The sequence below is a fragment of the Nonomuraea sp. NPDC049709 genome, assembly GCF_040674815.1.
Taxonomy (GTDB): domain Bacteria; phylum Actinomycetota; class Actinomycetes; order Streptosporangiales; family Streptosporangiaceae; genus Nonomuraea.
On record NZ_JBFANM010000100.1, the window covers coordinates 13,695 to 38,602 of the forward strand.

Below are 24,908 nucleotides of genomic sequence, written 5' to 3' on the forward strand. Positions count from 1 at the left end.
GGTCCCGGCGTGGTCCCGCGGGGTCCCGGGGTCCGGGCGCGATCCCGGTGTGGTCCGGGCGGGGTCCCAGCGTCCCGGCGGGGTCCGGGCGGGGGTCCGGGCGGGGACCGGGCGTGCCTCCGCCGGTGGCCGGGGCCAACGCACGGTCGTCGGGGCGCTGTCCGTTCGATGGGTCGGCCCCAGTTGGTCGGGGCACCGCCGCTGGGTGGGTCGTCTCGTACGGCGTGACGCCGGTCGGGGCGGTCCGGACGGTCGGGTTGGCGCTGGCTGCTGTCCGTGGGTTCCGACATGGGTGAGGCTTTGATGTAGCATGTGAGACAAAGATGTCTCAAACGATACCCGGGTGTGTGAATGGCAGCGACTCGCGAGCAGGTAATGAAGGGCGCGATCCAATACCTCAACGAGAACCCGAACGCCTCCATGGCGCAGCTCGCGGAGGCCGTCGGGATCAGCAGGGCCACCCTCCACCGCCACTTCAGCAACCGTGACGACCTGATGCTCGCCCTCGGGCACCGCGCGCACGAGCAGTGGGCCCAGGTGCAGGAGAGCAGTGGCATCGTCGAGGCGACCGCGGCCACCGATCCCGAGGTGGTCCGGCGGGCGATGAACGCGTTGCTGGCGGGCCTGATCGACGTGGCCGACGAGTACGGGTTCGGCCTGACGGACTACGCCATGGCGGTCCATCCCGAGCTGGCGCGCCGCTCCGACGAGCTGGAGGAGCGTGAGATCGCGTTCTACGCCGCCGCCCAGCGCGCCGGGCTGTTGCGGGCGGACCTGCCCGCCCGCTGGATCAGCAACACCGTGTACGGCCTGCTCGTCACCGTACGCGAGAGCCTGCGACGCGGCGACGTCGCCCGCCGGGACGTGCCCCGGCTGCTGCACAGCACGTTCATGGACGGCGCCGCACCCCGGGAGGAAGCATGACGCTCACCACGTCGCCCGTCTCGTCGAAGAGGCGGTGGGCGGCGCTGGCCGTGCTGTCGGCCAGTGTGCTGGTCGTGGTCATGGACATGACCATCCTCAACGTGGCCCTGCCCGCCATCTCCGCGGACCTGCGCCCGGACTCGATCGAGCTGCTGTGGATGGTGGACGCATACGCGCTCGTGCTGTCCGGGCTGCTGGTCACGGTGAGTGCCCTCGGCGACCGGTGGGGTCGCAAGCGGATGCTGATGGTCGGGTTCGCGGTGTTCGGGCTGGCCTCGCTGGCGGTGCTGGCGGCGGGCAGCCCGATGCAGGTGATCGCCGTACGGGCACTGCTCGGCGTCGGCGGTGCGATGATCATGCCGTCCACGCTGTCCATGATCCGGAACCTGTTCACCGACCCCGGCGAGCGCGCCAGGGCGCTCGGCGTGTGGGCGGCGATGGCCGCGGTCGGGGCGGCGCTGGGGCCGATCGTGGCCGGGGTCCTGCTGGAGCACTTCACCTGGCATTCGGCGTTCCTGGTGAACGTGCCCGTCATGGTGATCGCGATCGCCGCCGGGCTGTTCCTGCTGCCGGAGTCCAGGAACCCGGCACCCGGCCGGTGGGACTTCCTGGGCACGCTGCTGTCGATGGCGGGCATGGTGGCCCTGGTCTACGCGGTCAAGAATTTCGGCAAGTACGGCCTCACCTCGCCCGGCGCCCTGGTGGCGACCGCGGTGGCGGCTGTGACGCTGGGCTGGTTCGTGATGCGGTGCCTGCGCAGGCCGGATCCGCTGCTGGAGATCAGGCTGTTCCGCAGCAAGCCCTTCTCGGCCGGGGTCGTGACGGCGCTGACCACGTCGATCGCGATGGCGGCGGTGCTGCTGCTGCTCGCCCAGTGGATGCAGCTCGTGCAGGGGTACGGGCCGCTGGAGACGGGCGTACGCCTGCTGCCCGCGGCGCTGGCCGCCATCGTCGCCTCCCCGCTGGCCCCGGCGGTGGCGGCGCGCATCGGCGCCCGTACGGTGCTGGCGGGCGGGCTGGCCGTCACCGGGCTGGCGTTCGTCCTGCTGTACGTGGCCCCGAGCCCGCTGGGCTACTGGCCGATCGCGGTCGCGCTCACACTGATCGGCCTCGGGAACGGCTCGCTGGCGATCGCCTCGGCCGCGATCATGTCGGGTTCGCCACCCGCGAAGGCGGGCAGTGCGGCGGCCATCGAGGAGACCAGCTACGAGGTGGGCGGGGCGCTCGGCGTGGCCGTCCTGGGCAGCGTCGCGGCCGCGACGTACCGGGGGGAGCTGGCGTACGAGGGTCCGGCCGCCGGTGTCGTACGGGAATCGCTGGGCGGGGCGCTCGACGTGGCGAGGGAGCTGGGGCCGGCGGGGGCCCGGCTCACGGAGGAGGCGCGGGCGGCGTTCACCGACTCGCTGGTGCTGACCAGCGGGGCGGGGGCGGTGCTGATGCTGGCGGGGACGCTGGTGGCGTGGCTGCTCACCCCGCGCGACCTGGACCTGTCCTCGTCCGACCACCCGCACTGAGCCCGGGCAGGCGGCCGAGGATCGGTGCACGCCCGCCGCGGCGGCCCTTCTGGCCCTTGATGGCCGCAGAGCGCGGGGTGCCCGGGAGGGGCGGAGGTGCGGGCGGAGGTGCGCGGGGGCCGGGGGGCCGCGAGGTGTCGCGGGGTCAGCGTTCCGGGCCGGCGACCTGGTCGGCCACGCGGCCGATGCGGGCCAGGCGGGCCAGGGCGGGCCGGGAGAGCACCTCCCCGATGTCGTGCAGGGCGACGATGAGCTCCTCGACCCCGTCGAGCGGCATGTCGGGCTCCCTGCTCAGCAGGATCCCCCGGTAGTCCTCGGGGGAGACCGCCCCGCCAGGTAGCTCGATCCGTACGTCCTCCGCCCGGAACAGCACCGGCACCGAGGTGTCGAGGACCAGGGCCAGGGCGGTCAGCTCCGCCGCGGTGAAGGAACGCTGGCCGCGCTCGGCCTGGTGGACGGCCTGGCGGCTCCACGGCCGGTCCAGGTAGCGGCCCAGGGCCTCGCCCAGCTCGGTCAGCGACATGCGGCGCTCGGCACGCAGCCGTGCGATCTGCCGGCCGATGGCCTCTTCTACCCTCATCTCCTCAACCCCTGTCATTCCTGGCGATGACACCGACAGTCCGTGATTGACGGGAGGGCGATCGCGGAAGTACTGTAAATCTACAGAGTTCCCCGTCAATGTAGTCAATGACACGACTGATGGTGAGGCGCAAATGCAGGACATCGTCATCGAAGTGGTCGGACCGGTCGGCGACTGCGCCGTGCTCAAGGTCGGCGGCGAGGTCGACGTGTTCACCGCTCCCAAGCTGCGCGAGCAGGTGGTGGACCTCGCGGGCAAGGGCGTCGTGCACATCGTCGCCGATCTGAGCGGCGTGGAGTTCCTCGACTCCACCGGCCTCGGCGTGCTCGTCGGAGGGCTCAAGCGACTGCGTACGCTGGACGGGTCGCTCGCGCTGGTGATGACGACGGATCGAATCTCGCGCATCTTCAAGATCACCGGGCTCACCGCCGTCTTCGCCTCCCACGCCTCCGTCCAGGACGCGATCGCGGCCGACGCGCACTGGTCGCACGCGGTCGAGAGCGCGGCCGGAAGCGTCGAGGAATGGTGCCGCCGGCACGGGCTGGCCTCGTCCTAGCGACCGGCCCGGCCCCACCGACGTCGCGCGCCCGGCCTCCGCACACAAGGGAGCCCGGGCGCGGCAACGGCCCCGCACCGCGAAGCACCCCGGAGCAGCCCCCGGCACGGCGAAGCACCCCAGGGGCACTCCAGAGCACCGCGAAGCACCCCCAAAGACACCGTCCAGCGCCGTGAAGCGCCGTGAAGTGCGGGTGTCAGGGGCGGGACGCCTCGTCCAGGATGGTCAGCTCCTCCTCGCTCAGCGTCACCGCCGCCGCCTCCATCAGCGGCCGCAGCTGCTCCACGCTCCGCGCACTCGCGATCGGCGCCGTGACCGTCGGCTGGGCGGCGAGCCAGGCCAGCGCCACCGTCGCCGGCGCGGACTGCCGCTCCCCCGCCACCTTCACCAGCGCCTCCACCGTCCTGGGCCCGTGCTGGGTCTCCAGGTATTCGGCCGCCTTGCCGGCCCGCGGGCTGTCCACGCTCACCCCGGGCGCGTACTTGCCGGTCAGGAACCCGCGCGCCAGCCCGAAGTACGGCGTGCTGGACAACCCCTCCTGGGCCACCACGTCGCGCAGCTCGCCCTCGTAGCCGCGCTCGACCAGGTTGTACGGCTGCTGCAGCGCCACGTACCTGGCGAGCCCCTCCTCCTCGGAGGTCTTGAGCGCCTCGGCCAGCCGGGCGGCCCCGTAGTTGGACGCGCCGACGTGGCGGACCTTGCCCTCGCGGACCAGCGCGTCGAACGTGGCCAGCGACTCCACCAGCGGCGTGTCGTGGTCGTCCACGTGCGCCCAGTAGAGGTCGATGTAGTCGGTGCGCAGCCGCCGCAGCGAGTCCTCGACCGCCGTCCTGATCGTCGCCGGCGCCAGCCCCTGCAGCCCCTCCAGCATGCCGACCTTGGTGGCCAGCACGAGGGAGTCGCGGTTGCGGCGGTCGGCCATCCACTCGCCGATGATCATCTCGGAGGTGGACTCACCGGTGGCCCAGTACGGGTAGACGTCGGCCGTGTCGATGAAGTTGCCGCCGCCCTCGACGTACGCGTCCAGGACCGCGAACGAGGTCTCCTTGTCGGCCGTCCAGCCGAAGACATTTGCGCCGAGCGATATCGGGAAAACGGACAGGTCCGTAGTGCCTATTGATCTCATCCCGCTATTATCCGCGCAGCCGATGTTGGAGGCTCGATGCGGCCCCGGTTACGTGGTTGCCTGGTCGGCGCGCTGATCGCCGCCGTTCTGTGCCTGGTGGGCGTGGCGGTGTGGCTGCCCGGCCAGAAGGAGGAGCCGCCCGCGCCGGAGCCCGCCCGGACGCCCGCGGAGGTGGTGGCGGAGCGGCGGCTCGACGAGCGCAGGATGGAGCTGACGATCAGGTCGGACGCGCTCGGTGCCACCACGAAGGTGCGCCTGCTGCTCCCCGACCGCTGGGAGTCGCGTACCGACTGGCCGGTGCTGTGGCTGCTGCACGGCGGGCTCGACGACCACACCTCCTGGACCGCGAAGACCGACGTCGAGGCGCTCACCCGCGGCACCGGCGTGCTGGTCGTGATGCCGGACGGCGGCAAGTGCGGCAGCTACTCCGACTGGTGGAACGGCGGCGCGGGCGGCCCGCCGCGCTGGGAGACCTACCACCTCGGGGAGCTGCTGCCGCTGCTCGAAGCCCGCTACCGGGCGGGCGGGCGGCGCGCCGTCGCGGGCTACTCGATGGGCGGGCAGGGCGCCATGCTGTACGCGGCCAGGGGCGGCTTCGAGGCGGCGGCCTCGTTCAGCGGCGCCCTGCACATCCTCGGCCCCGGCGTCCCGCAGGCCGTGATGGCCGGGACGGCGATCGGCTGCTTCGGCACCGACTGGAAACGCATCTGGGGCGACCCGGAGGAGCAGCGCGACGTCTGGCGCGCGCACAATCCCTACGATCTGGCCGACCGGCTCAAGGGCGTCGAGCTGTACGTGGCGGCCGGGCAGGGTGACCTGGTGGAGGACCTGGCGAACCGGGCGGCCAGGTCGTTCGCCGGGCGGCTGGAGGAGCTGGGCATCCCGGCGCGCACCCACTTCTCCCGGGGCGGGCACAATCACACGTCCTGGCAGAGGGAGCTGCACCGGGCCTATCCGATGCTCATGTCGGCCATCGGCGCCGGCCCCTCCTAGAGATCACGCCCTAGTTGACCCGGTTCAGCAGGGATTCGCACAGGACGCGCAGGTCCGTGGCGTCCGGCAGGCATTCGTCGAGGACGTCCATGGCCGATGCCAGGTGGCGCTCCGCCAGCGCCTGGGCCGCCGCCCGGCCCCCCGCCTCCTCGGCCAGGTGGGCGGCGCGCCGTACGGCGTCGTCGTCCATCGTCCTCGAGACGAGGATGGTCGACAGCTCGCGGGCGGCCGTCCGCTCCGAGGACAGTGCGGCGAGAATCGGAAGCGTTTTCTTCTCGCGTCGCAGATCACTGTGCACGGGCTTGCCGGTTACGCCCGGGTCGCCCCAGATACCCAGCATGTCGTCCACGATCTGGAAGGCGATGCCGAGATCCCGCCCCATGTCCCACATGCGGTCGGCGAACTGCGGAGCGCCGCCCATCGCGACACCCGCCGCCGCGGCCGCCCCCAGCAGGCTGCCCGTCTTGCCCGCCACCATGTCCAGGTATTCGGCGGTGGAGACCTGGTCGGGCCCATGCCATGAGCGCTGCTCGAAGGCCATGTCGGTGGTCTGGCCCCGTACGAGCTCGACGAGGGCCGCCGACAGGTAGCCCATCGCGTCGGGGCGTCCGGCGACCTGTCTGATGGCCAGGGCCAGGAGCGCGTCACCGGTGAGCAGCGCCGGCCCCACGCCGTACGCCTTCCAGAGCGCCTCGCGGTGCCTGCGCCGCTCGTCGTTGTCGATGATGTCGTCGTGCACCAGCGAGAACGCGTGCACCAGCTCGACGGCCACCGCCACCGGCAGCGCCGGCTCCGCGTCACCACCGGCCGCCTCCGCGCTGAGCAGAGCGATCGCGGGCCGCACGCCCTTGCCGCCGCCGTCGTCCTGCCACCGTCCGTCGACGTCGGACCACCCGAGCGTGAACGCCGCCATCATCGCGCCCCACGGGTGCAGGACGGACACGGCTTCGCGAAGCGCGGGCTCGAACAGCCTCCGGCAGCGCGCAATGACCTCCCCGCCAGGCCGGACAGGGTCGAGGGGGTCGGCTGCCATGCGTGCGCTCCTAGTCAGTACGATCTTGAATCTACACAGAGTGCCGTGTGATACTCCACGGAGAGCTTAACTTTTGTCAGGAAATATCCGTCATGTGAGACGGATGTGATGGAGGTCCGGTGTCGTTCGGCGGCCTGCCGACCTGTCAAGCCCCCACCCTGCCCTTTCTCCGCACCCTGACCAGGCACGCACGCGTTCCCTTACGCGCCTTCGAGGAGGCGAGCAGGCAGGCGAACGGTGAGCTGGTCCGGCTGAACATGGGCCCCTTTCGCCCCTATCTGGTGACCCACCCCGACCACGTCCAGCACGTGTTGAAGACGAACCAGCCCAACTACCTCCGCGCGGGCATGTTCTGGGACCCGCTGGGCCCCCTGCTCGGCCAGGGCATCCTGTCGGACGGCGCGGGCTGGACCGCCAGCAGGAGCATCCTGCAGCCGATGTTCACCGCCCGCTACGTCGACTCGCTCACCCAGCGCATGGCCGAGATCGTCACTGACCTCATCGACACGATCGTGGTGCCGGGGCGGCCCATCGACATCGCCGACACCATCTCCGCCCTGGTCCACCCCGTGATCGTGCGGCTGTTCCTGGGCTCGACGATCTCCGACACGGACATCGAACGGCTGGCTCCGGCCTACGACACGGGCGTGACCGCCCGCTCGATCCGGCTGCTGCTGCCGTTCGTGCCCCAGCGGTTCCCGTTGCCCGGCGACAGCGCGTTCCGGCAGGCGATCAGGACCATCGACGAGGTCGTCTACCCCCGCATCCGGTACGCGAAGGCGCGCGGCGAGCACGAGAACGACCTCGTCTCCCTTCTGTGCCAGGCCCGTAAGGGGGAGACGGACGCGGACCGGCTGATCCGCGACGACATGGTGGCCATCCACGGCGCCGCCACCGAGACCTCCGTCACCGCGCTGACCTGGGTCTGGCCGGTACTGGACGCGCATCCGGAGATCGCCTCGAAGGTCTACGAAGAGATCGAACGGGTGGTCGGCACCGGGCCCGTCACCATGGCGCACCTGCCCGGGCTCACCTACCTCCGGATGTTCCTGGACGAGCTCGTACGCCTCTACCCGCCGGGCTGGATCCTGCCCCGGACGGCGGTCCGGACGGACACGATCGGCGGGGTGGAGATCCCGGCGGGGTCCACGGTGGTGCTGAGCCCGTTCCTGACCCAACGGCTGCCCGCGTTCTGGGACCGGCCGCTGGAGTTCGACCCCGAGCGGTTCGCGCCGGGGAACGGGCGCGGGCGGCACCGGTACGCGTACTTCCCGTTCGCGGCGGGACCGCATTCGTGCCTGGGACCGCGCCTGTTCACGATGGAGGCGCTGCTGCTGATCGCCGGGATCCTGTGCAGGTACCGGCCGGTGCTGCACGCCGACGGCCCGGTGCTCCCCCGGCTGGCCTCGACGCTGCGGCCGGCCACGGGGCTGTCCATGACGCTCGTTCCCGCGGGGCGCGGATGAGCGGCCTCACCACGGCGGCGGACCTCGGCAGGACCTGCGCGCTCGGCGTCGAGTGCGCCCGCGACCTGGCCCGCCACGCCGCCCGGCACCCTGAGCTCTTTCCCGCCAGGCCCTTCGACCCCGGCTTCTTCCACTCTCTGGGCCTGGTCGGCGCGTTCGGCTCGCCCTGGGCCACGGCCGCGGAGCTGCGGGCGGTCAACCGCGCGGCGCTGTGGGTGTTCGCGGTGGACCTGCTCATCGACCATGTCGCCACGTCCCGGGGCGAGGTGGCCGGGATGGTCGGGGAGTGCGTGGCCGTGGCCGCCGGGAAGGACCCGGACAGCCCGCTCACCCGGTTCCTCGCCGAGCTGCGCGACGACTTCGGCGCCGACCCGCGCTGGCGCGGCCAGCTCGAACGCATGCTCACCGCGATGGAGCGGGAGTGGGAGTGGCGCGAATCCCGGGCGGTGCCCGGCCTGGACGAGTACCTCGCCAACGCAGACAGCTGCGGCTCCTCCTTCGTCAACCTGTCGCACTGGCTGTCCCTCGGCGACCCGGCGACGCTGTCCGAGCTCGCTCGTATCCGCGCGGCGAGCGACGAGGTGCAGCGTTACCTGCGGTTGCTGAACGACCTGACGACGCACGACCGGGAAGCCCGCTGGGGCGACGCCAACGCCCTGACGCTGGGGGCCGACCGTACCGAGGTGACCGACCGTATGGCCCGGCACGCGCGCGCGGCGACGGAGCTGATCGTCCCGCTGCGCGAGAGCGACCCCAGGACGGCGCTGTACCTGGAACGACAGATGGGCTTCAACTCCGGCTTCTACGGCGTCAGCGACTACTGGGGAGAACTGTGAACGTCACTCGCGAGGCCGGAACCCTGGTGGCCACGCTGATGTTCAAGCCGTGGGGCCAGGTGTCCGCGTCGGTCTACGAGACGGGACGGCTCGTCACCCTGGCCCCGTGGCTGACCGGCCATCGCGAGCGGGTTCACTACCTGCTCCGCACCCAGCGGCCGGACGGCTCGTGGGGCGCGCCCGACGGCTACGGGCTGGTTCCGGCGCTCAGCGCCACGGAGGCCCTGCTCACCGTCGCGTCGGACGGCGGCGGCGGGCTCACCGCCGAGGACGTGGAGCGCGCCGCGGAGGCGGCGCGCGGAGGGCTGGCCGCGTTGCGCGAGCGGCTGCCCCAAGCGGTCGACCTGCCCGACATGCCGGCCGTCGACCTGATCATCCCCGCGCTGGTCACTCTCATCAACGCCCACGGTGCCGGCGCGCCCCTCCCCCTGCCTCCCGGCCTGGACTACAGCCGCGTCGAACGGGTGCGGCGGGCGGTGGAGTCCGGCGCGGACCTGCCGGAGAAGCTGCTGCACGCCCTGGAGGTGACGGGCCTGGCGGCGGGTGGCGCGCGATCCGTCCGCCCTACGGTGATCGGCACGATCGGCGCCTCTCCCGCCGCGACCGCGGCGTGGCTCGCCAACGGCTCCGCGCTCGAAGCCGACTTCGCGCGGAACCACCTGGAGGCCGTCGTCACCCGGTACGGCGGCCCGGTCCCCGTGGGCCTCCCCATCACGGTGTTCGAGCGCGGCTGGGTCCTGACCTGGCTGGCACGGGCGGGCATCCCCGCCGAGGTGCCGCCGGAGATGGTGGCGGACCTGCGGGCGGCGATCGGCCCGGCCGGCACGCCGGCGGGCCCCGGGCTGCCCGCGGACGCCGACACGACGGCGGTCGCGCTGCACGCCCTGGCGTTGCACGGCATGTCCCGCGATCCGGAGAGCCTGCTGGCGTTCGACACGGGCACCCACTTCTGCACCTGGCGGGGCGAGGACGGCTTCTCCATCAGCGTCAACGCCCACGTGCTCGACGCGTTCGGCTCGTACGCGGCCACCAGCCCCACGAGAGCCGGCGCCTACGCGCAGGTCAGGACCCGGCTGGCCGGGTTGCTGGCCGAGCGGCAGCAGCCCGGCGGGAGCTGGGAGGACCGCTGGCACGCCTCGCCGTACTACGCGACGCTGAGCTGCGTGCTCGCGCTCGGCGAGTACGGCGGCCCCGAGCACGCCGCCACCGTGGCCAGGGCACGGGAGTGGGTGCTGGACACGCAGCGCGCGGACGGATCGTGGGGACGCTGGGAAGGCACCCTGGAGGAGACCGCCTACGCGATGCAGACGCTGCTGCTGCCCGAGAGGGTGCTGGGCCGCCCGGTCGACGAGCGGTACAAGGAGGCGACGGCCCGAGGACATGCGTACTTGCAGCGTACGGGCGAAATGTCGGACTATCCGTCGCTGTGGCATGACAAGGACCTTTACACTCCAATAGCGATCGTACGAGCGGCCATCCTGGCGGCCCTGCACCTGGGAACTCGCGTTATAGAATCCCGCTAAATTCGGACTTAATGCCACGTATTAGGATTTACCCGCCTTGAGCAGGCTTTGCGGCGTTGCTAGGGTATCCCGGGTGCCGGATCCAAGAAATACACGTGTAAGTCTTGACATCTGGCTTGACGCGGCCCTCTGACCTGGACGGTTTATATGCGTTTGCGCAACTCAAGCGTGCGGGCCAAGGTGACAGCCCTGCTGGTGTCACTGGTCGCACTATGGGGTTTCGCCGCCTGGGTCACTCTGCGAGAAGGCGTGAACCTGGTGGGAGCCACCACGGTCGACAGCGGCGCCGTACAGCCCAGCGAGGTGCTCCTCGCGGAGCTGCAACGGGAGCGCCGGCTCACGGCGGAGGCTCTTGGCGGCTCGGGACGGCTGCCCGACAAGACCCTGCGTGACCAGCGTGCCAAGACCGACACGGCGCACGACACGCTGGTGGAGTCGGCGACCAGCACCACCGTCCGGTTCGCGGCGGACGCCGCGCTGACGCGTCGCATCGACGAGACGCTCGAGACCGTCAAGGGGCTCGCCGCGGTACGGAAGACGATCGACAGCGGCCGGCTCGACCGTGCCCAGGCGACCGACTCCTACAACAACGTCATCGACTCGCTCTATCGCATGTTCGACTCCGTGGCCTCGCTGGACGACAAGGAGATCGCCAAGGACGCGCGGACCATGCTGGCGATCAGCCAGTCGAGCGAGTACCTGGCCCGCGAGGACGCACTCGTCGCGGGAGCGCTGGCCAAGGGCGGGTTCACCCGGGCGGAGCACACCGAGTTCGTGCAGTTGTCCGGCTTCTACCGCATCTCGCTGGAGAAGGCCGCGGCACAGCTCGTGCCCGAGGACGCGGCGGCGTACCAGGTCTGGGCCAACAGCCGCGCGGTGCAGCAGTTGCGCGCGCTGGAGCAGCGGCTCGCCCAGCAGCCGGACAGCGGCGTCATGCCGGCCGTGACCGGCTCGGAGTGGCGCGCCGTCACCGAGCCCGCCCGCGCGTCGCTGGAGAAGCTCATCGCCGACGGCGGCGACCGGCTGGTCGAGCGGGCCGTGCCCGGTGCCGTGGGCGTCATCGTCCGCCTGGTGCTGGCCGGTGGCCTGGGCCTGGTGGCCGTCGTCGCCTCGATCGTGCTGTCGATCACCACGACCAGGCAGCTGCTCGCCCAGCTCAAGAAGCTGCGCGACGCGGCGCACGAGCTGTCCGACGACCGCCTGCCCGGCATCGTCGAGCGCATCGGCCGCGGCGAGGAGGTCGACGTGGCCAAGGAGGCGCCGTCGCTCGACTTCGGCGACGACGAGATCGGCCAGGTGGGCCAGGCGTTCAACACCGTGCAGCGCACCGCGGTCGGCGTCGCCGCCGAGCAGGCGGAGCTGCGCCGCAGCATCCGCGACATCCTGCTCAGCCTGGCGCGCAGGACGCAGGGCCTGGTGCACCGCCAGCTCACCGTCCTGGACGTGATGGAGCGCCGCGAGACCGACCCCGAGGAGCTGAAGGAGCTCTTCCGGCTCGACCACCTCGCCATCCGCATGCGGCGCAACGCGGAGAACCTCATCGTCCTGTCCGGCTCCTCCCCCGCCCGTACGTGGCGGCGCTCCGTCCCCATGGTGGACGTGGTCCGCGGCGCGCTGGCCGAGGTCGAGGACTACACGCGGGTCACGCTGCTGCCGATGGGCGACGTCGTGCTCGTCGGCCGGGCCGTCGGTGACGTCATCCACCTGCTCGCCGAGCTGATCGAGAACGCCGTGTCGTTCTCCCCGCCCTACACGAACGTGCAGGTCAGCGGGCAGCTCGTGGCCAACGGGTACGTGATCGAGATCGAGGACCGCGGCCTGGGCATGAAGCCCGAGGACCTCGACGCGGCCAACGAGCGCATCGCCGACCCGCCCGAGTTCCGCATCACGGGCACCGCCCGCCTGGGCCTCTACGTGGTCAGCCAGCTCGCCCGGCGGCACGAGATCCAGGTGGTGCTCAAGGCGTCGCCGTACGGTGGCACGACGGTCGTGGTGCTGCTGCCGCAGGAGCTCGTACAGCTCGACCCCACCCCCGAGCCGCAGGACGGCGACGGGCGGGAGCGGCTGCCGCGCCGGCAGCCGGCCGTGGCGACGGCGACGCGCCCGGCCACGGCCGAGAACGTGCGCACGTTCCCCGCTCGCCCCACCGCAGTCCCGGCCCCCTCGGTCCCCCAGCAGTCCGCCCCCCAGCGGCCTGACTCGCCTCCGCCCGTCTCCCGCCCGCCCGCCGAACCGCGGCAGCCCGCCGTTTCCCGGCCCGAACCCGCACCGGAGCCCACCCCGGAACCACGACCCGAAACGCCGGCCGAACCGGAGCAGCAGCCTGTGGCCGAGTTCACACCGTCGGGGCTGCCGTTGCGCGTGCCCCAGGCCAACCTGGCGCCAGCGCTGCGTGACGACACACCCACGCAGCCCGACCTCGAGGAGGACGATGACGAGCGCTCGCCGGAGGAGATCCGCGCGATGATGGGATCCCTGCAGTCAGGCACCCGTCTTGGACGGTCGCAAGCGGCCAAGATGTTGGACGAGCAGTCCCAGCCCGGAGGTGAGGCATGACTCCCACGTCCGGCACCGACCTCAACTGGCTGCTCGACGACCTCTGCGGCCGCGTCAAGGAGGCCGAACACGCCATCGTGCTGTCGTCCGACGGCCTGCTGATGGCCTCCTCCGCCGGGTTGCAGCGGACCGACGGCGAGCATCTGTCCGCCGTCGCCTCCGGGCTGCAGAGCCTGGCCAAGGGCGTCTCGGACCAGATCTCCGCCGGTCCGGTGCGGCAGACGGTCGTGGAGTGGAAGAACCAGTTCCTCATCGTCACCACGGCCGGCGAGCGGGCCTGCCTGGCCGTGCTGTGCGCGCAGAACGCCGACATCGGGCTGGTGGCGTACGAGATGGCGATGATGGTCGCCCGGGTGGGCCAGTACCTCACCTCGGGAGCCCGCAACGCCGAGGCCATCGCCAGGAGCGACCGGTGAGAGGCCCGGACGAGCCCACGGACGAGCACTGGGTGGATCCGGAGATCATCCGGCCCTACGTCGTCACCCGTGGCCGTACCCAGCCTGCGCACGGCAGGTTCGACCTGATCTCCATGGCCCTGGCCGTCGGCCCGCCGCCGGGACCCGACGCCGGGCTGGACCCCGAGCACCTGCGCATCCTGCAGCTCTGCCGCGAACCCAAGTCCGTAGCCGAGATAGCCGCTTACCTGGACCTGCCGGCCGGCACGATCAGGGTGCTGCTCGGCGACCTGTTCGATCGCGAACTCGTCTCTGCCCAGGAACCACGATCCGAGGTGGACATGCACGACATGAAGATGTACAGGGCGGTGCTCGATGGTCTTCGCTCGCTCTGAGCGTCCGCGCCTGCCGACGGCGATCAAGATCCTGGTCGCCGGCGGGTTCGGCGCGGGCAAGACGACGATGGTGGGCGCGGTCTCCGAGACCCGGCCGCTGCGTACGGAGGAGGTGCTGACCGACCGCGGGATCGGTGTGGACGACCTCACCTCGGTGGAGGCCAAGCGCACCACCACCGTGGCGATGGACTTCGGCCGGATCACCCTCGGCAACGACTACGTCCTGTACCTGTTCGGGACGCCGGGGCAGGAGCGGTTCTGGTTCGTGTGGGACGAGCTGGCGGAGGGTTCCCTGGGCGCCGTCATCCTGGCCGACACCCGCCGCCTGGCGGACTGCTTCCCGTCGGTCGACTACTTCGAGCGGCGGGGGACGCCGTTCGTGGTGGCGGTCAACTGTTTCGAGGGGGCGCCGACGTTCGAGCTGGAGGAGGTCCGGCTGGCGTTGCAGCTCGGCCCGTCGATCCCCATCATCATGTGCGACGCCCGGAAACGCGATTCGAGCCGGGAGGTCCTGATCACCCTGGTCCAGCACTCGGCCCGCCTCCGCGCCGAACCGGTCGGCAGCTGACCCCGGGTCCGGCAAGCGTGGTCCTCGCCGTCGGCCCGGGCCGCGTCTGTCCGGGGCTCGCGGCTTCGCCACGGGCCGCCGGGCGGAGGTCCGCGCACCGCATTCGGAGCGGGCTCTAGCCGCCCTGCGGGGACGACATGGTGGCCCTGATGCCGGCCACGCGGCCGTACACGTCGAAGTCCGCGACCGCCTCGAAGCCCGGCCCCGTGAGGCGGGCCTGGTCGGAGCCGAACTCCGCGCCGAGCCCCCGCTTCACGGCGTAGCTGTGCAGCGCGCGCCTATGATCGGTCAGCGTGAGGCCCATGATCGCCTGCTGGATGACGCGCATGACGCGGGCCGGCTCGGGCGGGGGGAGGCTGAAGTCGGGGTGCTCCACCAGGAACGCCGCCCGCGTCCCGCCGCCGGCGTCGCCGTTGTACGAGGTCCAGTGGCCGGTCACCGCCTTGGCCGCCTCGGTCAGGAAGGCGGCGACGAGGTGGGGCTCCTCCGGTGAGCCGGGGAGCGCGCTGAACGGGACCTCCGGGGAGGCGAGCTCCTGGATGCCGTACTGCCGGCCGAAGTCGCGCAGCCTCGCGGACATCGCCGCCACCGCGGGCGGGAAGCCCGACTGGTTCGCCCAGGCCCACAACCACGTGCCCGGGCCGGGGGCGGCGCTGCCGAGCAGGTGGAGGCCGGTGCACGTGATCGTACGGTCGCCGGTGAACTCGAAGTGCTGCCGCTGCAGGTCCACGTGCCAGCTGTGGTCACCGAGGACCTCTTCGAGATGGAGCTGGTGCTCGAGGGAGAGCAGGGCCGCGTCGTCGAGGAGGTTGGGGAAGGTGAGCGAGTTCTGCACGTCCCGCACACTAGAGCGCCCCGATGGGATTTGCGAGATTCTTTAGGGATTGTCCGAATGTACGGTGTCGAGTGATCGTTCCGTGGTCACGTGGGCGAGGGGGGGGAGGCGGAGGATGGAGTTCAAGGCGGGTGACACGGCGCTCATCGTCAAGGTGCCGGAGGCCGCCGAACCGCTGGTGCGGCGGTGGCGGCTGACGGAGGACGTGGTCGCTCGGTGGCCGGAGGCGCCTCCCTACGGCGGGGTGCACGACGCGATCGTGCCGCACCTGACCCTCGGGCACGGCGTGGTGGTGGACGAGGCCGCCGTGGCCGCCGCACTGCCGCTCGCGGCGCGGGTCACGGGGGTGTCGATGCTGGTGCGTGAGGACGACGAGTTCTGGCAGGAGACCGAGTTCTTCCCGTTCGCCTGACGCCCGCCACGGGCCGGCCTCCGTGCATGGCGATGACGTCGCCGGGCTCGGGATGCCGCCGTTCGCCCCGGGCTCCGCGAGGCACGTTCCTCACCCGGTCTCGCGCCGGCCCACGTACGCGTCCAGCTCGGCGGCCCCCCGCAACATCGCGCGGCCGCGCGCCGACAGGCGGTCCTGCCAGTCGCGCAGGGCGGTCTCCAGGGGCGCCAGCCCGCCCGCCGCGCGCACTTGCGCCAGCAGCGGGGCGATCTGCTCCAGTAGGTAGCCGCCGCGTCTGAGCTGGTGGGCGAGCTGGGCATCGCGTACGTCGGCCGCCGTGTAGACGCGGTAACCGGTCTGGGGGTCGCGGCGCGGCCGGACCAGCCCGGCCCGCTCCCACTTGCGCAGCGTCGCCGGCCTGATCCCCAGCCTCCTGGCCAGCGGGCCGATGAACGTGACGCCGGGGCTCGGCGGATCGCAGGCCCCCGGCCGGACGGAGGGGGCCAGGTCGCGCAGTGCCTGCTCGACGGCCTGGAGGGTGCGGCGGTCGTCGAGGAGCTGGGCGTGGCTCTCGTCGATCGTCCTCAGCGCCTCGTCGGTCGAGTCCCGGTGCAGCGCCCGCATGATCGACGTGGCCGTCTGGTGCCCGAAGCCGGGCACCAGCGCGACGAACGCCCGCAGCGCGCAGGCGTGCAGGCCGGTGTAGGCACGGTAACCGCTCGCGGTACGCCCGGCCGGCGGCAGGATGCCGGCCTCCTCATAGTTGCGCACCGCCTGGGTGGACAGGCCGTGCTCGCGCGCCAGATCCACCGGCCGGAGTCGCCCGTCGGGCATGGAGCACCTCGCCTGGGTTGAGGGTTCAGCTGCGGCGATGCCATGGACGGCCGCACAAGTTTCAACAGAGAGTTCAACGATACCGTTGAAGGCATGCACGCAGTACGGCGAGGAGAACAGGAATGGTCATGGCCGCTGATCCGTCCGCCCGCGACGCCGCCGTCGAGGCAGCCCGCGAGTCCGCCGTCGACGCCGCCCGCGACCTGGACGGCGAGGGCGATGGCGAGGGGGTCTCCGCCGTCACCGCGTTCCTCCGCTCGCTGCCGGCCCGGCCCCAGCTGCTCGGCCTGGGCGAGGCCATGCACGGCGAGGAGGCCTACCTCGAGCTGCGTAACATGATCTTCCGCGAGCTCGTCGAGCACGCGGGTTTCCGATCGTTCGCGCTCGAGAGCGACTGCATGGCGGGCCTGGCCGTGGACGCGTACGTCACGGAGGGCTCCGGGACGCTGGACGACGTCATGGAGCGCGGCTTCAGCCACGGGGCCGGGGAGTGGGAGGGGAACCGCGAGCTCGTACGGTGGATGCGCGCGTACAACGAGGCCCGCCCCGCGGCGGACCGGCTGCGCTTCTTCGGCTTCGACGGCCCCCTGGAGATGACCGTCGCCGCCACCCCCCGCCAGGCCCTCACCACGCTCCACGGCTACCTGGCCCGCCACGGCGTCTCACTCCCCTGCTCCCCGGACACCCTCGACCGCCTGATCGGCGACGACGCCCGCTGGACCGACCCCGCCGCGGCCATGGACCCGTCCCGGTCCGTGGGCCACTCCCCCGACGTCGCCGAGCTGCGCCTGCTCACGGACGACCTGGTGGCACTGCTCACCGCCCACGCGCCGCACCTCATCCCCGCGACCTCGCCGGACGAGTGGTGGCGGGCGTCCCTGTGCGGCCGCACCGCCGCGGGCCTGCTCCGCTACCACGCCGGCATGGCCGACACGTCCGCGGACCGGGTGTGGCGGCTGATGGCCCTGCGCGACGCGATGATGGCCGACAACCTCCTCGCCCTCGCCCCTTACGGCCCGACGCTGGTCAACGCCCACAACCGCCACCTCCAGCGGGAGAAGAGCACCTGGCAGCTCGCCGACATGGAGCTGGACTGGTGGAGCGCGGGCTCGATCGCCGATGCCCGGCTCGGCGACGGCTACGCCTTCCTGGCCTCGGCCCTGGGCTCCGTACGCCACCAGGGCCTGCCCACCCCGCACCCCGACACCGTCGAGGGAATCCTGTCCACGCTCCCGGGCGACCGCTACCTCGTCGACTCCCGCGCGCTGGCCGCGTCCCTCGGCGATCACCGGCCGTCCCTGCGCACCGACATCGCCGCGAACTACGGCTATTTCCCCCTGGACCCCGGCCACCTGACCGACATCGACGGGATCGTCTTCATCAAGGACGTCGCCCAGCGCCCGGTGGACGGCTGACGAGCGTTTTTGGGAATCACGCCAAGGCGGCCCAGCCATCGTCACGGAACGGCAGGCGGTCTCGATGTCGGCCCTCGGGACGTTCAGTGCCTTCTCCACTTCCGAGGCGAGCTTCCCGGGCCAGTGGTCAGCGCTCTCGGCGGTGTCGTCGCGAACGTTCGGCTTGAAACAACGCGCGGCGTGCGGGCTTCTCACAGCCGCCACGGGATGCCGCGATCGCTGAGGTCAGGAGGTCAGGGTGCGGGCGGTGGCGAGCCAGCCCTCGCGGGCGCTCCGGTAGCGGGGCGCCCAGCCGGTCTCCTTGCGGAAGCGGGCGTTGCTGACCCGGAGCGAGCGGGTGAGCGAGGTGAGGCGGTCACCCAGGAGGTACGCGGCGCGCCCCGGCCCCCGGACCCACGGGCGGGTGCGGGCGGCGCGGGCCACCGCGTTCGCGTAGGCGAGTTTGGTCAGGGGCTCGTCGTCCACGACGTTGTACGTGCCCCCGGACGCCCCCAGCGCCGCCACCACGGCGGAGGCGGCGTCGGACAGGTGGATCGAGGAGACGTAGCCGGCCGGGTGGCCCAGGATCATGCCGATGTGGTGGCGGGCCTGGGCGAACAGCTGCTCGCTGTGCTCGGCGCCGGGGCCGAGGAACCAGCCGAGGCGCAGGATCACGGCCGCTCCCCCGCCGGTCGCGGCGAAGCGGCAGGCGTTGGCCTCGGCGGCGAAGTTGCCGCGGGTCAGCGGGTAGTGGTCGACCGGGGAGTCCTCGTCGATCCAGCGGTCGCCCTGGTCGCGGTAGAGCATGCTGACCGACTCCTGCACCACGCGGCCGAGCCCGGCGTCGAGGGCGGCGTCCGCGACGGCGGCGGAGCCCTCCACGCGCACGCGCAGGTTGTCGCGCATCGCCCGCGCGCTCATGAAGCGGCTCATGGACGGGATCGCGGTCGCCAGGTTGACCACCGCGTCGTGCCCGGCGAACGCCGCGGCCAGCCCCGCCCGGTCGAACAGCGACACTCCCGCCAGGGCCGTCGCCCCCTGCCGCTCCAGCGCGGCGGCCTTGGCGGGGGTGCGGGCCAGGGCGGTCACCTCGTGTCCCGCCGTGACCAGCGCCGGCACCGCGTGGCCGCCGATCGCGCCCGTGCCGCCCGTCACGAATACGCGCATAGTGAGAGAGTACTCTCTTACCATGGCGAGATCCACACCAGGCGTCACCCGGCAGCGCCTCATCGACGAGGCCGTCCGGCTGTTCTCCACCCGCGGTTACGCCGCCACCTCGGTGGCCGACATCCAGGCGGCCTGCGGGCTGACGACCGGCTCGGGTGCGCTCTACAAGCACTTCCCGTCGAAGCAGGCGCTGCTGGAGGAGGCGGTGCGGCTCGACCTGGAGCGCATCGCCACTCGGGGCAGTGAGGCGACCGCCGACGCGACCGCCGAGGAGCCGCGGGTGGCGCTGGAGCGGATGGCACGGGTGGTCTGGGAGGTGATCGAGGAGGATCGAGGGCTGATCCGGATCATGCTGCGGGAGTTCGACGGGTTCCCGGAGCTGTTCGAGCGCATGTGGCAGGGCGTGCTGGCGGGCGTCTACGCGCAGGGGGCGGCCTGGATCAGGGCGCAGCGCGAGCGGGGCCACGTCGAGGCCGAGGATCCGGAGGCGACGGCGGCCGTGCTGCTCGCGTCGCTGACCTACTACCCGCTGCTGCGCATCATGATCGGCCACACGCCGGGCGACCTCGATCCCGAGCGCTTCCTGGCGGCATGGGTGCGGCACGCGGCCGCCACGCTGCGCGTCCCGCCCCCTGCCTGACCTCCGCCCGTACTACCTCGCCTGCAACGGCCGGGACGCGAGGACCTGTTCGCAGGCCAGCAGCAGCACGCCCGCGCTCCAGGCGTGCGACAGCGTCAGGTACATGCCCTTCGGCTGGAAGCAGTCCGTCTGGTAGTAGCGCTCGGTGATCATGCCGCGGTAGGCGTTGAGGTCGCCGTCGGCCGCCGGGAGGAGCTGGCGGAAGCAGTCGAGCGTCTCGTGCGCCCGTTCCGCGTAGTACGGGTCCCCGAGCGCCTCCGACAGCTCCACCAGCTCGGCGGTGCACACCAGCCCGTACGCGTGCAGGTGCTGGTTGGACGGCGACGCCTGGTCCGCGCCCCGGGTGGCGAAGCCGTACACGCCCAAGGGGGTGCGGGGGCCGAAGCGCACGTTGTAGGTGTAGCGGAAGGTGAGCATCCAGTCGGCGGCGCGGCAGGCCAGGTCCAGCCAGCGCGCGGCGCCCGTGCGCCGGTGGAGCGCCATGTACGCCATCACGGCCGCGTACCCGTCCTCCGAGGTCGGAGCCAGGTCGACGTCCTCGGGCGCGCCGTAGACGAACTCGTCCTCGACGAACGCGGCGTAGTAGTCGCCGGCGCGTTCGGCGGCCCGCAGGTGGGCGGGGTCCCCCGACTCGGCCAGGGCGGCCACCCAGGTCAAGCCGGAGGCGCCCGACCAGGACAGCACCTCGCCGGTGGCGGCGTGGTGGAGGGTGCCGAGGTTGCCGTCGGGGCGCTGGCGGGCGGTCATCGCGTCCAGGTTGGAGCGGGCCGCCGCCGCCCAGGCCGGGTTCGGCCGGTGGCGCAGCGCGCGCAGCAGGAACAGGGTCGCCTCCCCCAGCGTGCGCGCGTGCAGGGCGTCCTTGACGTGGCTCCAGCTCTGCGACCAGCCCGACCGCCGGTACCAGACGCCCCAGAACGTGCCGGACGGCGACAGGTTGGCGCAGATGAAGTCGATGACCCGTTCGGCGGCGGCGACGTGCTCAGGACGTCCCCTCCGCAGCCCGTGCTCCAGGAGCGCCGCCGCCCACGGGATCCCGCTCACCCAGCCGACGTGCATGGCCTGCCGGTCCACCCGCTCGCCGTTGGTGCCGCTCACCTCCCGGTCGAACCCGACCGTCTCCAGCAGCACGCCGGGGTCGGGGTCGTAGTGCCACCGGTACAGGCCCTCGGCGGCGATGTCGGCGGCCGCGGCCACGTCCTCCCACGGCTCGACGGGGGCGGCGGGCAGGCGCAGGTCGCGGTCCTCGCGCAGGACCGGCGCGTACGCGTGCCGGTCGGCCGGCAGCGGGCACGTCGCCAGCGTCAGGACGTGCGACTCCCCGGGCTGCCACACGTGCGCCGCCGCCTCGGCGGGCAGGGGCAGCGCCGAGCCGTAGTACGTGACCGGGAACTCCTGGTACGGGAACAGCAGCTCGATCGTCGCCCGCCCCGCCTCGTGGCCGATGGCCAGGCCGGTCGGGCCGAGCGCCGACTCCTCGTCCGCGATCAGGGCGGTCCCGGAGGCGTCGCCCCACACCATGACGGCGGGGGTGGCGGCCCGGTCGGCACGGAAGCCCCACCGGGCCGAGACCATCTCCTCGGGCCGGTCGGCGCCCGCCTCGAAGCGGGGGAACACGCGCTGGCACGCCGCCGGCCGGTTCTCGCCGTAGAACAGGCCGGGGATCAGCCACCACGGGTCGGCGACGGCGGCCACCGACCTGCTGACGCGCACGGTCCCGGAGGCCGGCTCCGTGCCGTCGTACCGCAGGTGCAGGCGCAGCTCGCGGCGGCCCGTCGGGAGGCGCTCGCCCCAGTGCCACCCGACGGTGTACGGCCCGCCGCCCGGCACCTCGACGAGCACCTCGCCCCCGTCGGGGTCGGCGACCGCCACCACGGGCGACATACCGGCCCCCGCGGCGGAGGGCGGCTCCGCGGGCGGCGAGAGGGCGATCGGCGAAGAGGCGAGCGGCGACGGCTCGGCGGCGTCCGCGATCACCAGGGCTCCACCGTGAACGCGCCCTTGCGCACCCCCAGCTCCACCAGGTCCGTCTCCACGGCCGAGAGCGGATCGTCGAGCGGGATCCGGAACGTACGGATCTGGCTCGGCCCGAAGTCGGCCGTCAGCCGGATCCCGGCCACCGGGATGCTCAGCGTCGCGACCGCGGGCCGGCCCGTGCTCTCGACGGCCCGCACCACCAGGTCGCGCGGCGCGTCCTCGTGCAGCTTCACCGCCGTCACCATGACCTGCCCGCCCCCGTCGTCCAGGTACGCGCGGGCGCTGGGCAGGGGGCCGTCGTGGAAGCTCTCCAGCATCGCCCGCACCGGCGAGCCGAGCAGCGCGGCCCGCCGGGTCAGCCCGGCCGCCCGCCAGTCGCCGCCGTGCGGCACCAGCAGGTACGAGAACCGCTGCGTCCCCTGGTCCTGGAAGGAGTAGTAACCGTCCGGGTCGAGCAGCCGCGGGTCGTGCCAGGAGTAGACCGGGCTGCGCACGGCGGTGATGCCGATGCTGTGGCTGCGCCCGGGCCCCGGCGGGGAGACGTCGTAACCGTGCTTGGCGTTGTTCACCACGGCCAGCCCGGCGCGCCTGCCGGCCACGGCGCCCGACAGGTCCACCCACGACTGCGCGGGCTCCTCGGCCCCGTCGATGGGCCTGTTCAGGTGGGCGAACGGGATCTCGTACGTGGCTACGGGGCTCTCCAGCGCGACCGGGAAGCGCAGCTTCATCAGGTGCGCCTGCTCCCGCCAGTCGAGCGTGACCCGCACCTCGACGGCGTCGTCGTCCCCGGCGCCCAGGATGAACTCCTCGGCCATCGTGGAGCGCCCCCACTCGCGCTCCACCCGGATGCGGGCGCGCAGCGGACCGTGCTCGCGCAGCACGATGTCGGTGGTGACCATCGCCTCGCCCGGCCAGTCGTAGGAGATGACGCGGTGACCCCAGGTGTCGGTCGGGTCCTCGCAGATCTGCGTGTGCTCGCCGGTCGCCCCGGCCACCAGGTCGACGCCGGTGCGCTTGTCGACCAGGCTGGACAGCCAGCCGGTGACGGGGTCGAGCTCCAGGCGCAGCACGTCGTTCTCGAGGTGGTGCTCGGAGGCGAGCAGCGTGCCGGCCGGGACCGCGCCCGGCCCCTGGCGCAGGCGGTAGAGGCGGTAGCCCAGCGCGGGCAGCTCGGCCCGGAAGACGGTGGCGCCGCGCCCCTTGTCGTCGGTGGTGGCGACCGACTGGGTGCGCTGGCAGGGCACGTCGGCGCCGTCGGCGTCCACGACGTGCACGCCGTTGGGGGCCAGGCCGTACTGCATCTCGACCCGGGTCGTGACCGGCCACGGGTGCGGGTTGAAGACGACGACCGGCTGCGTGCCGGCCTCCTCGGGCACGTCGATGTCGCGGGCGATCACGTTGTGCGCCCTGGTGATGATCCGCTTGGAGATCGCGACGGCCTCGCCGAGCTGGTCGCGGGCGTCGTCGTAGGCGGGCTCGATGGCCGAGCCGGGCAGCACGTCGTGGAACTGGTTGAACAGCACCTGCTTCCAGGCCCGCTCCAGGTCGGCGCGGGCGTCGTGGCCGGCGATCGCCGCCCACCGCTCGGCCGACAGCACCGCCGCCTGCGCCCTGCGCTGCCACGCCTTGATGCCGGAGTGCGAGGAGTAGCAGCCGGCCGCGTGGTGCTGCAGGTCGTCGCGCCACACCGGCAGCTCGGCCAGGCCCTGCTCGCCCAGGCGCTTGGCCATCTCGTCGAAGTAGCGGCGCGGCGAGGACATCGTCAGCTCGCCGAACGTGCCCATCCGGTCGTAGCGGTGGATGGACTCGATGTTCGCCTTGGTGGGGCCGCCGCCGTGGTTGCCCACGCCGTAGAAGATCATCAGGTCGCCGAGCGAGCGGTCGAGCTGGCCCAGCGCCTTCTCGGTCTGGCCCGCGACCTCGCCGGGCGGGCTGCAGTACTCGAACGGGATCCGGTAGGCCAGCACCCGGCTCCCGTCGGGCGCCTCCCACCAGAACATCGTGCCGGGCAGCTCGCTCTCGTGCGGCCCCGGGCGCAGGAAGCAGTAGGAGTCCATGCCCTGGCCGCGCAGGATCGCCGGCAGCATGGCGTTGTGGCCGAACGGGTCGACGTTCATGCCGACCGACGCCGTGACCCCGAACTTCTCCTTCAGGTAGCGCTGGCCGTAGAGCCCCTGGCGGACGAACGACTCCCCCGACGGCATGTTGCAGTCGGGCTCCACCCACCAGCCGCCGGTCATCACCCACCGGCCCTCGGCGACCTTCTCCCGGATCCGGTCGAACAGCTCGGGGTCCGACTCCTCCACCCACGACAGCAGCACGACCTGGTCGCAGGTGAAGACGAAGTCCGGGTATTCGTCCATGCGGTGGATCGCCGACCAGAACGTGGCCCGCGCCTCCTGGTAGCCCTCCTGCCACGGCCACAGCCACACCGGGTCGAGGTGCGCGTTGCCGATCATGTGCAGGGTGCGGTCGGGGGTGGCCGCGGGGCGGGGGGCCCGCGGGAGGCCGCGCGGCTGGCTGCCGGAGGGGGCGTTCGACATGGGGGCCCTCGACATGGGGTCGGGGCGCCTGGTCACGCGGCCGCCCATGCGTCGACCTTGTCGCTGATCATGTGCAGCATCAGTGTGTGGATCTCCTGGATGCGCGGGGTCTCGGAGCTGGGGGCGAGGAGGAGGTGGTCGGCGTGCTGGGCGGCCTTCCCGCCGTCGCCGCCACCGAACAGTACCGTCACCGCGCCGTTGACCTGCGCGGTTTCGAGGGCGTTGACCACATTAGGCGAGTTTCCGCTGGTGGTGAAAGCGGCCACCACGTCGCCCGGCCGGGCCAGCGCCTGGACCTGCCGGGCGAAGACGTCCTCGTAGGCGTAGTCGTTGGCGATGCAGGTCATGACGGTGGCGTCGGTCGTGAGCGTCACCGTGGGCAGCGGCCGGCGGTCGCGCTTGTAGTGGCCGATCAGCTCGCCGGTGAGGTGCTGGGCGTCCGCGGCGCTGCCGCCGTTGCCCATCGTGTACAGGGTTCCGCCGCGGGTGAAGGTCTCGATGAGCAGGTCCGCGGTGGCCTCGACGGCGGGCAGCAGGGCCGCCATGCCGCGCGCGGCGGCGAGGTGCCCTGCTACGTGGTCGGCGAGCACCGGGGGAAGTTCAGGCATGCGTCTTTCCTCAGAGTCCGGACAGGAGGTCATGGGCGACGGCGCCGGCGCCCACCA

General features: G+C 72.3%; 22 protein-coding genes and 1 pseudogene. 14 read left to right on the top strand and 9 right to left on the bottom strand.

The features are described from left to right. Positions 1 to 351 precede the first annotated feature (351 nt). Positions 352 to 924 carry a TetR/AcrR family transcriptional regulator gene (locus AB0J69_RS53905; RefSeq protein WP_364135388.1) on the top strand — a complete coding sequence of 191 codons (573 nt, stop codon included), beginning with the start codon at positions 352 to 354 and terminating at the stop codon, positions 922 to 924. After that, positions 921 to 2,438, top strand: coding sequence for an MFS transporter (locus tag AB0J69_RS53910; protein WP_364135390.1), 1,518 nt, complete (start codon positions 921 to 923; stop codon positions 2,436 to 2,438). Before AB0J69_RS53905 ends, AB0J69_RS53910 begins: the two co-directional genes overlap by 4 nt. Before the next feature lie 145 nt (positions 2,439 to 2,583). Here AB0J69_RS53910 and AB0J69_RS53915 read toward each other — a convergent pair whose 3' ends face one another. Then, on the bottom strand, positions 2,584 to 3,018 hold the full coding sequence (locus AB0J69_RS53915; RefSeq protein ID WP_364135393.1) for a helix-turn-helix transcriptional regulator: 435 nt from the start codon (positions 3,016 to 3,018) through the stop codon (positions 2,584 to 2,586). Positions 3,019 to 3,151: 133 nt separating this feature from the next. On the opposite strand from AB0J69_RS53915, the pseudogene AB0J69_RS53920 reads away from it, so the two are divergent. Beyond that, positions 3,152 to 3,490, top strand: a pseudogene (locus AB0J69_RS53920) (STAS domain-containing protein); the annotation flags it as partial. A gap of 280 nt (positions 3,491 to 3,770) precedes the next feature. Here the strand turns inward: AB0J69_RS53920 and AB0J69_RS53925 are convergent. Further along, complete coding sequence (locus AB0J69_RS53925) at positions 3,771 to 4,700, bottom strand: aldo/keto reductase (RefSeq protein ID WP_364135396.1); 930 nt, start codon at positions 4,698 to 4,700, stop codon at positions 3,771 to 3,773. Positions 4,701 to 4,736: 36 nt separating this feature from the next. Here AB0J69_RS53925 and AB0J69_RS53930 point away from each other — a divergent pair, with 36 nt between their 5' ends. After that, the gene (locus AB0J69_RS53930; RefSeq protein ID WP_364135399.1) at positions 4,737 to 5,693 is read left to right on the top strand and encodes an alpha/beta hydrolase family protein; all 957 of its coding nucleotides are present in this window, start codon (positions 4,737 to 4,739) and stop codon (positions 5,691 to 5,693) included. A gap of 10 nt (positions 5,694 to 5,703) precedes the next feature. Here AB0J69_RS53930 and AB0J69_RS53935 read toward each other — a convergent pair whose 3' ends face one another. Then, a complete protein-coding gene (locus tag AB0J69_RS53935; protein WP_364135402.1) occupies positions 5,704 to 6,726 on the bottom strand; it encodes a polyprenyl synthetase family protein in 1,023 nt (340 codons plus the stop codon). A 119-nt stretch (positions 6,727 to 6,845) separates the two neighbouring features. Here AB0J69_RS53935 and AB0J69_RS53940 point away from each other — a divergent pair, with 119 nt between their 5' ends. The 7 genes from AB0J69_RS53940 (at position 6,846) to AB0J69_RS53970 (ending at position 14,465) form a co-directional block, all read left to right on the top strand. After that, positions 6,846 to 8,192 (top strand): cytochrome P450, encoded by a 1,347-nt coding sequence (locus AB0J69_RS53940; protein WP_364135405.1) that lies wholly within the window; start codon positions 6,846 to 6,848, stop codon positions 8,190 to 8,192. Next, positions 8,189 to 9,028: a terpene synthase family protein gene (locus AB0J69_RS53945; RefSeq protein ID WP_364135408.1), complete on the top strand. Its 840-nt coding sequence runs from the start codon at positions 8,189 to 8,191 to the stop codon at positions 9,026 to 9,028. The genes AB0J69_RS53940 and AB0J69_RS53945 overlap by 4 nt, the downstream gene beginning before the upstream one ends. Next, a complete protein-coding gene (locus AB0J69_RS53950; RefSeq protein ID WP_364135411.1) occupies positions 9,025 to 10,551 on the top strand; it encodes a prenyltransferase/squalene oxidase repeat-containing protein in 1,527 nt (508 codons plus the stop codon). Before AB0J69_RS53945 ends, AB0J69_RS53950 begins: the two co-directional genes overlap by 4 nt. A gap of 147 nt (positions 10,552 to 10,698) precedes the next feature. Then, on the top strand, positions 10,699 to 13,107 hold the full coding sequence (locus AB0J69_RS53955) for a nitrate- and nitrite sensing domain-containing protein (RefSeq protein ID WP_364135414.1): 2,409 nt from the start codon (positions 10,699 to 10,701) through the stop codon (positions 13,105 to 13,107). Further along, positions 13,104 to 13,523, top strand: a complete 420-nt coding sequence (locus AB0J69_RS53960; protein ID WP_364135417.1) for a roadblock/LC7 domain-containing protein — start codon at positions 13,104 to 13,106, stop codon at positions 13,521 to 13,523. The genes AB0J69_RS53955 and AB0J69_RS53960 overlap by 4 nt, the downstream gene beginning before the upstream one ends. Beyond that, on the top strand, positions 13,520 to 13,897 hold the full coding sequence (locus AB0J69_RS53965) for a DUF742 domain-containing protein (protein WP_364135420.1): 378 nt from the start codon (positions 13,520 to 13,522) through the stop codon (positions 13,895 to 13,897). Before AB0J69_RS53960 ends, AB0J69_RS53965 begins: the two co-directional genes overlap by 4 nt. After that, entirely contained in the window at positions 13,878 to 14,465 is a 588-nt protein-coding gene (locus AB0J69_RS53970; RefSeq protein ID WP_364135423.1) for an ATP/GTP-binding protein, read from the top strand. Before AB0J69_RS53965 ends, AB0J69_RS53970 begins: the two co-directional genes overlap by 20 nt. A gap of 115 nt (positions 14,466 to 14,580) precedes the next feature. On the opposite strand, the gene AB0J69_RS53975 is transcribed toward AB0J69_RS53970, so the two are convergent. Then, positions 14,581 to 15,300 (bottom strand): DUF6882 domain-containing protein, encoded by a 720-nt coding sequence (locus AB0J69_RS53975; protein ID WP_364135426.1) that lies wholly within the window; start codon positions 15,298 to 15,300, stop codon positions 14,581 to 14,583. Positions 15,301 to 15,415: 115 nt separating this feature from the next. On the opposite strand from AB0J69_RS53975, the gene AB0J69_RS53980 reads away from it, so the two are divergent. Next, the gene (locus AB0J69_RS53980; RefSeq protein WP_364135428.1) at positions 15,416 to 15,712 is read left to right on the top strand and encodes a hypothetical protein; all 297 of its coding nucleotides are present in this window, start codon (positions 15,416 to 15,418) and stop codon (positions 15,710 to 15,712) included. 90 nt (positions 15,713 to 15,802) lie between these two features. Here AB0J69_RS53980 and AB0J69_RS53985 read toward each other — a convergent pair whose 3' ends face one another. Continuing rightward, entirely contained in the window at positions 15,803 to 16,525 is a 723-nt protein-coding gene (locus AB0J69_RS53985; protein ID WP_364135430.1) for a TioE family transcriptional regulator, read from the bottom strand. Positions 16,526 to 16,653: 128 nt separating this feature from the next. Here AB0J69_RS53985 and AB0J69_RS53990 point away from each other — a divergent pair, with 128 nt between their 5' ends. Next, on the top strand, positions 16,654 to 17,940 hold the full coding sequence (locus AB0J69_RS53990) for an erythromycin esterase family protein (RefSeq protein WP_364135433.1): 1,287 nt from the start codon (positions 16,654 to 16,656) through the stop codon (positions 17,938 to 17,940). A 225-nt stretch (positions 17,941 to 18,165) separates the two neighbouring features. Here AB0J69_RS53990 and AB0J69_RS53995 read toward each other — a convergent pair whose 3' ends face one another. Beyond that, entirely contained in the window at positions 18,166 to 19,086 is a 921-nt protein-coding gene (locus AB0J69_RS53995; RefSeq protein ID WP_364135436.1) for an NAD(P)-dependent oxidoreductase, read from the bottom strand. A 22-nt stretch (positions 19,087 to 19,108) separates the two neighbouring features. Here AB0J69_RS53995 and AB0J69_RS54000 point away from each other — a divergent pair, with 22 nt between their 5' ends. Then, a complete protein-coding gene (locus AB0J69_RS54000; RefSeq protein WP_364135439.1) occupies positions 19,109 to 19,726 on the top strand; it encodes a TetR family transcriptional regulator in 618 nt (205 codons plus the stop codon). Between the two features lie 12 nt (positions 19,727 to 19,738). Here AB0J69_RS54000 and AB0J69_RS54005 read toward each other — a convergent pair whose 3' ends face one another. Genes AB0J69_RS54005 through AB0J69_RS54015 form a run of 3 tightly spaced genes read right to left on the bottom strand, consistent with a single transcriptional unit; the run spans position 19,739 to position 24,851 of the window. Continuing rightward, entirely contained in the window at positions 19,739 to 21,700 is a 1,962-nt protein-coding gene (locus AB0J69_RS54005; protein WP_364135442.1) for a hypothetical protein, read from the bottom strand. Further along, positions 21,697 to 24,291 (bottom strand): glycoside hydrolase family 38 C-terminal domain-containing protein, encoded by a 2,595-nt coding sequence (locus AB0J69_RS54010; protein ID WP_364135445.1) that lies wholly within the window; start codon positions 24,289 to 24,291, stop codon positions 21,697 to 21,699. Before AB0J69_RS54010 ends, AB0J69_RS54005 begins: the two co-directional genes overlap by 4 nt. Further along, the gene (locus tag AB0J69_RS54015; protein ID WP_364135448.1) at positions 24,276 to 24,851 is read right to left on the bottom strand and encodes an SIS domain-containing protein; all 576 of its coding nucleotides are present in this window, start codon (positions 24,849 to 24,851) and stop codon (positions 24,276 to 24,278) included. The genes AB0J69_RS54010 and AB0J69_RS54015 overlap by 16 nt, the downstream gene beginning before the upstream one ends. Positions 24,852 to 24,908 lie beyond the last annotated feature (57 nt).

Coding starts and splice junctions, on each gene's coding strand:
- AB0J69_RS54000 (WP_364135439.1), top strand. CDS start 19,109: ATGGCGAGATCCACACCAGGCGTCACCCGGCAGCGCCTCATCGACGAG.
- AB0J69_RS53990 (WP_364135433.1), top strand. CDS start 16,654: ATGGCCGCTGATCCGTCCGCCCGCGACGCCGCCGTCGAGGCAGCCCGC.
- AB0J69_RS53995 (WP_364135436.1), bottom strand. CDS start 19,086: ATGCGCGTATTCGTGACGGGCGGCACGGGCGCGATCGGCGGCCACGCG.
- AB0J69_RS54010 (WP_364135445.1), bottom strand. CDS start 24,291: ATGGGCGGCCGCGTGACCAGGCGCCCCGACCCCATGTCGAGGGCCCCC.
- AB0J69_RS53915 (WP_364135393.1), bottom strand. CDS start 3,018: ATGAGGGTAGAAGAGGCCATCGGCCGGCAGATCGCACGGCTGCGTGCC.
- AB0J69_RS53945 (WP_364135408.1), top strand. CDS start 8,189: ATGAGCGGCCTCACCACGGCGGCGGACCTCGGCAGGACCTGCGCGCTC.
- AB0J69_RS53960 (WP_364135417.1), top strand. CDS start 13,104: ATGACTCCCACGTCCGGCACCGACCTCAACTGGCTGCTCGACGACCTC.
- AB0J69_RS53925 (WP_364135396.1), bottom strand. CDS start 4,700: ATGAGATCAATAGGCACTACGGACCTGTCCGTTTTCCCGATATCGCTC.
- AB0J69_RS53930 (WP_364135399.1), top strand. CDS start 4,737: ATGCGGCCCCGGTTACGTGGTTGCCTGGTCGGCGCGCTGATCGCCGCC.
- AB0J69_RS53970 (WP_364135423.1), top strand. CDS start 13,878: ATGGTCTTCGCTCGCTCTGAGCGTCCGCGCCTGCCGACGGCGATCAAG.
- AB0J69_RS53985 (WP_364135430.1), bottom strand. CDS start 16,525: ATGCCCGACGGGCGACTCCGGCCGGTGGATCTGGCGCGCGAGCACGGC.
- AB0J69_RS53905 (WP_364135388.1), top strand. CDS start 352: ATGGCAGCGACTCGCGAGCAGGTAATGAAGGGCGCGATCCAATACCTC.
- AB0J69_RS53955 (WP_364135414.1), top strand. CDS start 10,699: ATGCGTTTGCGCAACTCAAGCGTGCGGGCCAAGGTGACAGCCCTGCTG.
- AB0J69_RS53935 (WP_364135402.1), bottom strand. CDS start 6,726: ATGGCAGCCGACCCCCTCGACCCTGTCCGGCCTGGCGGGGAGGTCATT.
- AB0J69_RS53910 (WP_364135390.1), top strand. CDS start 921: ATGACGCTCACCACGTCGCCCGTCTCGTCGAAGAGGCGGTGGGCGGCG.
- AB0J69_RS53980 (WP_364135428.1), top strand. CDS start 15,416: ATGGAGTTCAAGGCGGGTGACACGGCGCTCATCGTCAAGGTGCCGGAG.
- AB0J69_RS54015 (WP_364135448.1), bottom strand. CDS start 24,851: ATGCCTGAACTTCCCCCGGTGCTCGCCGACCACGTAGCAGGGCACCTC.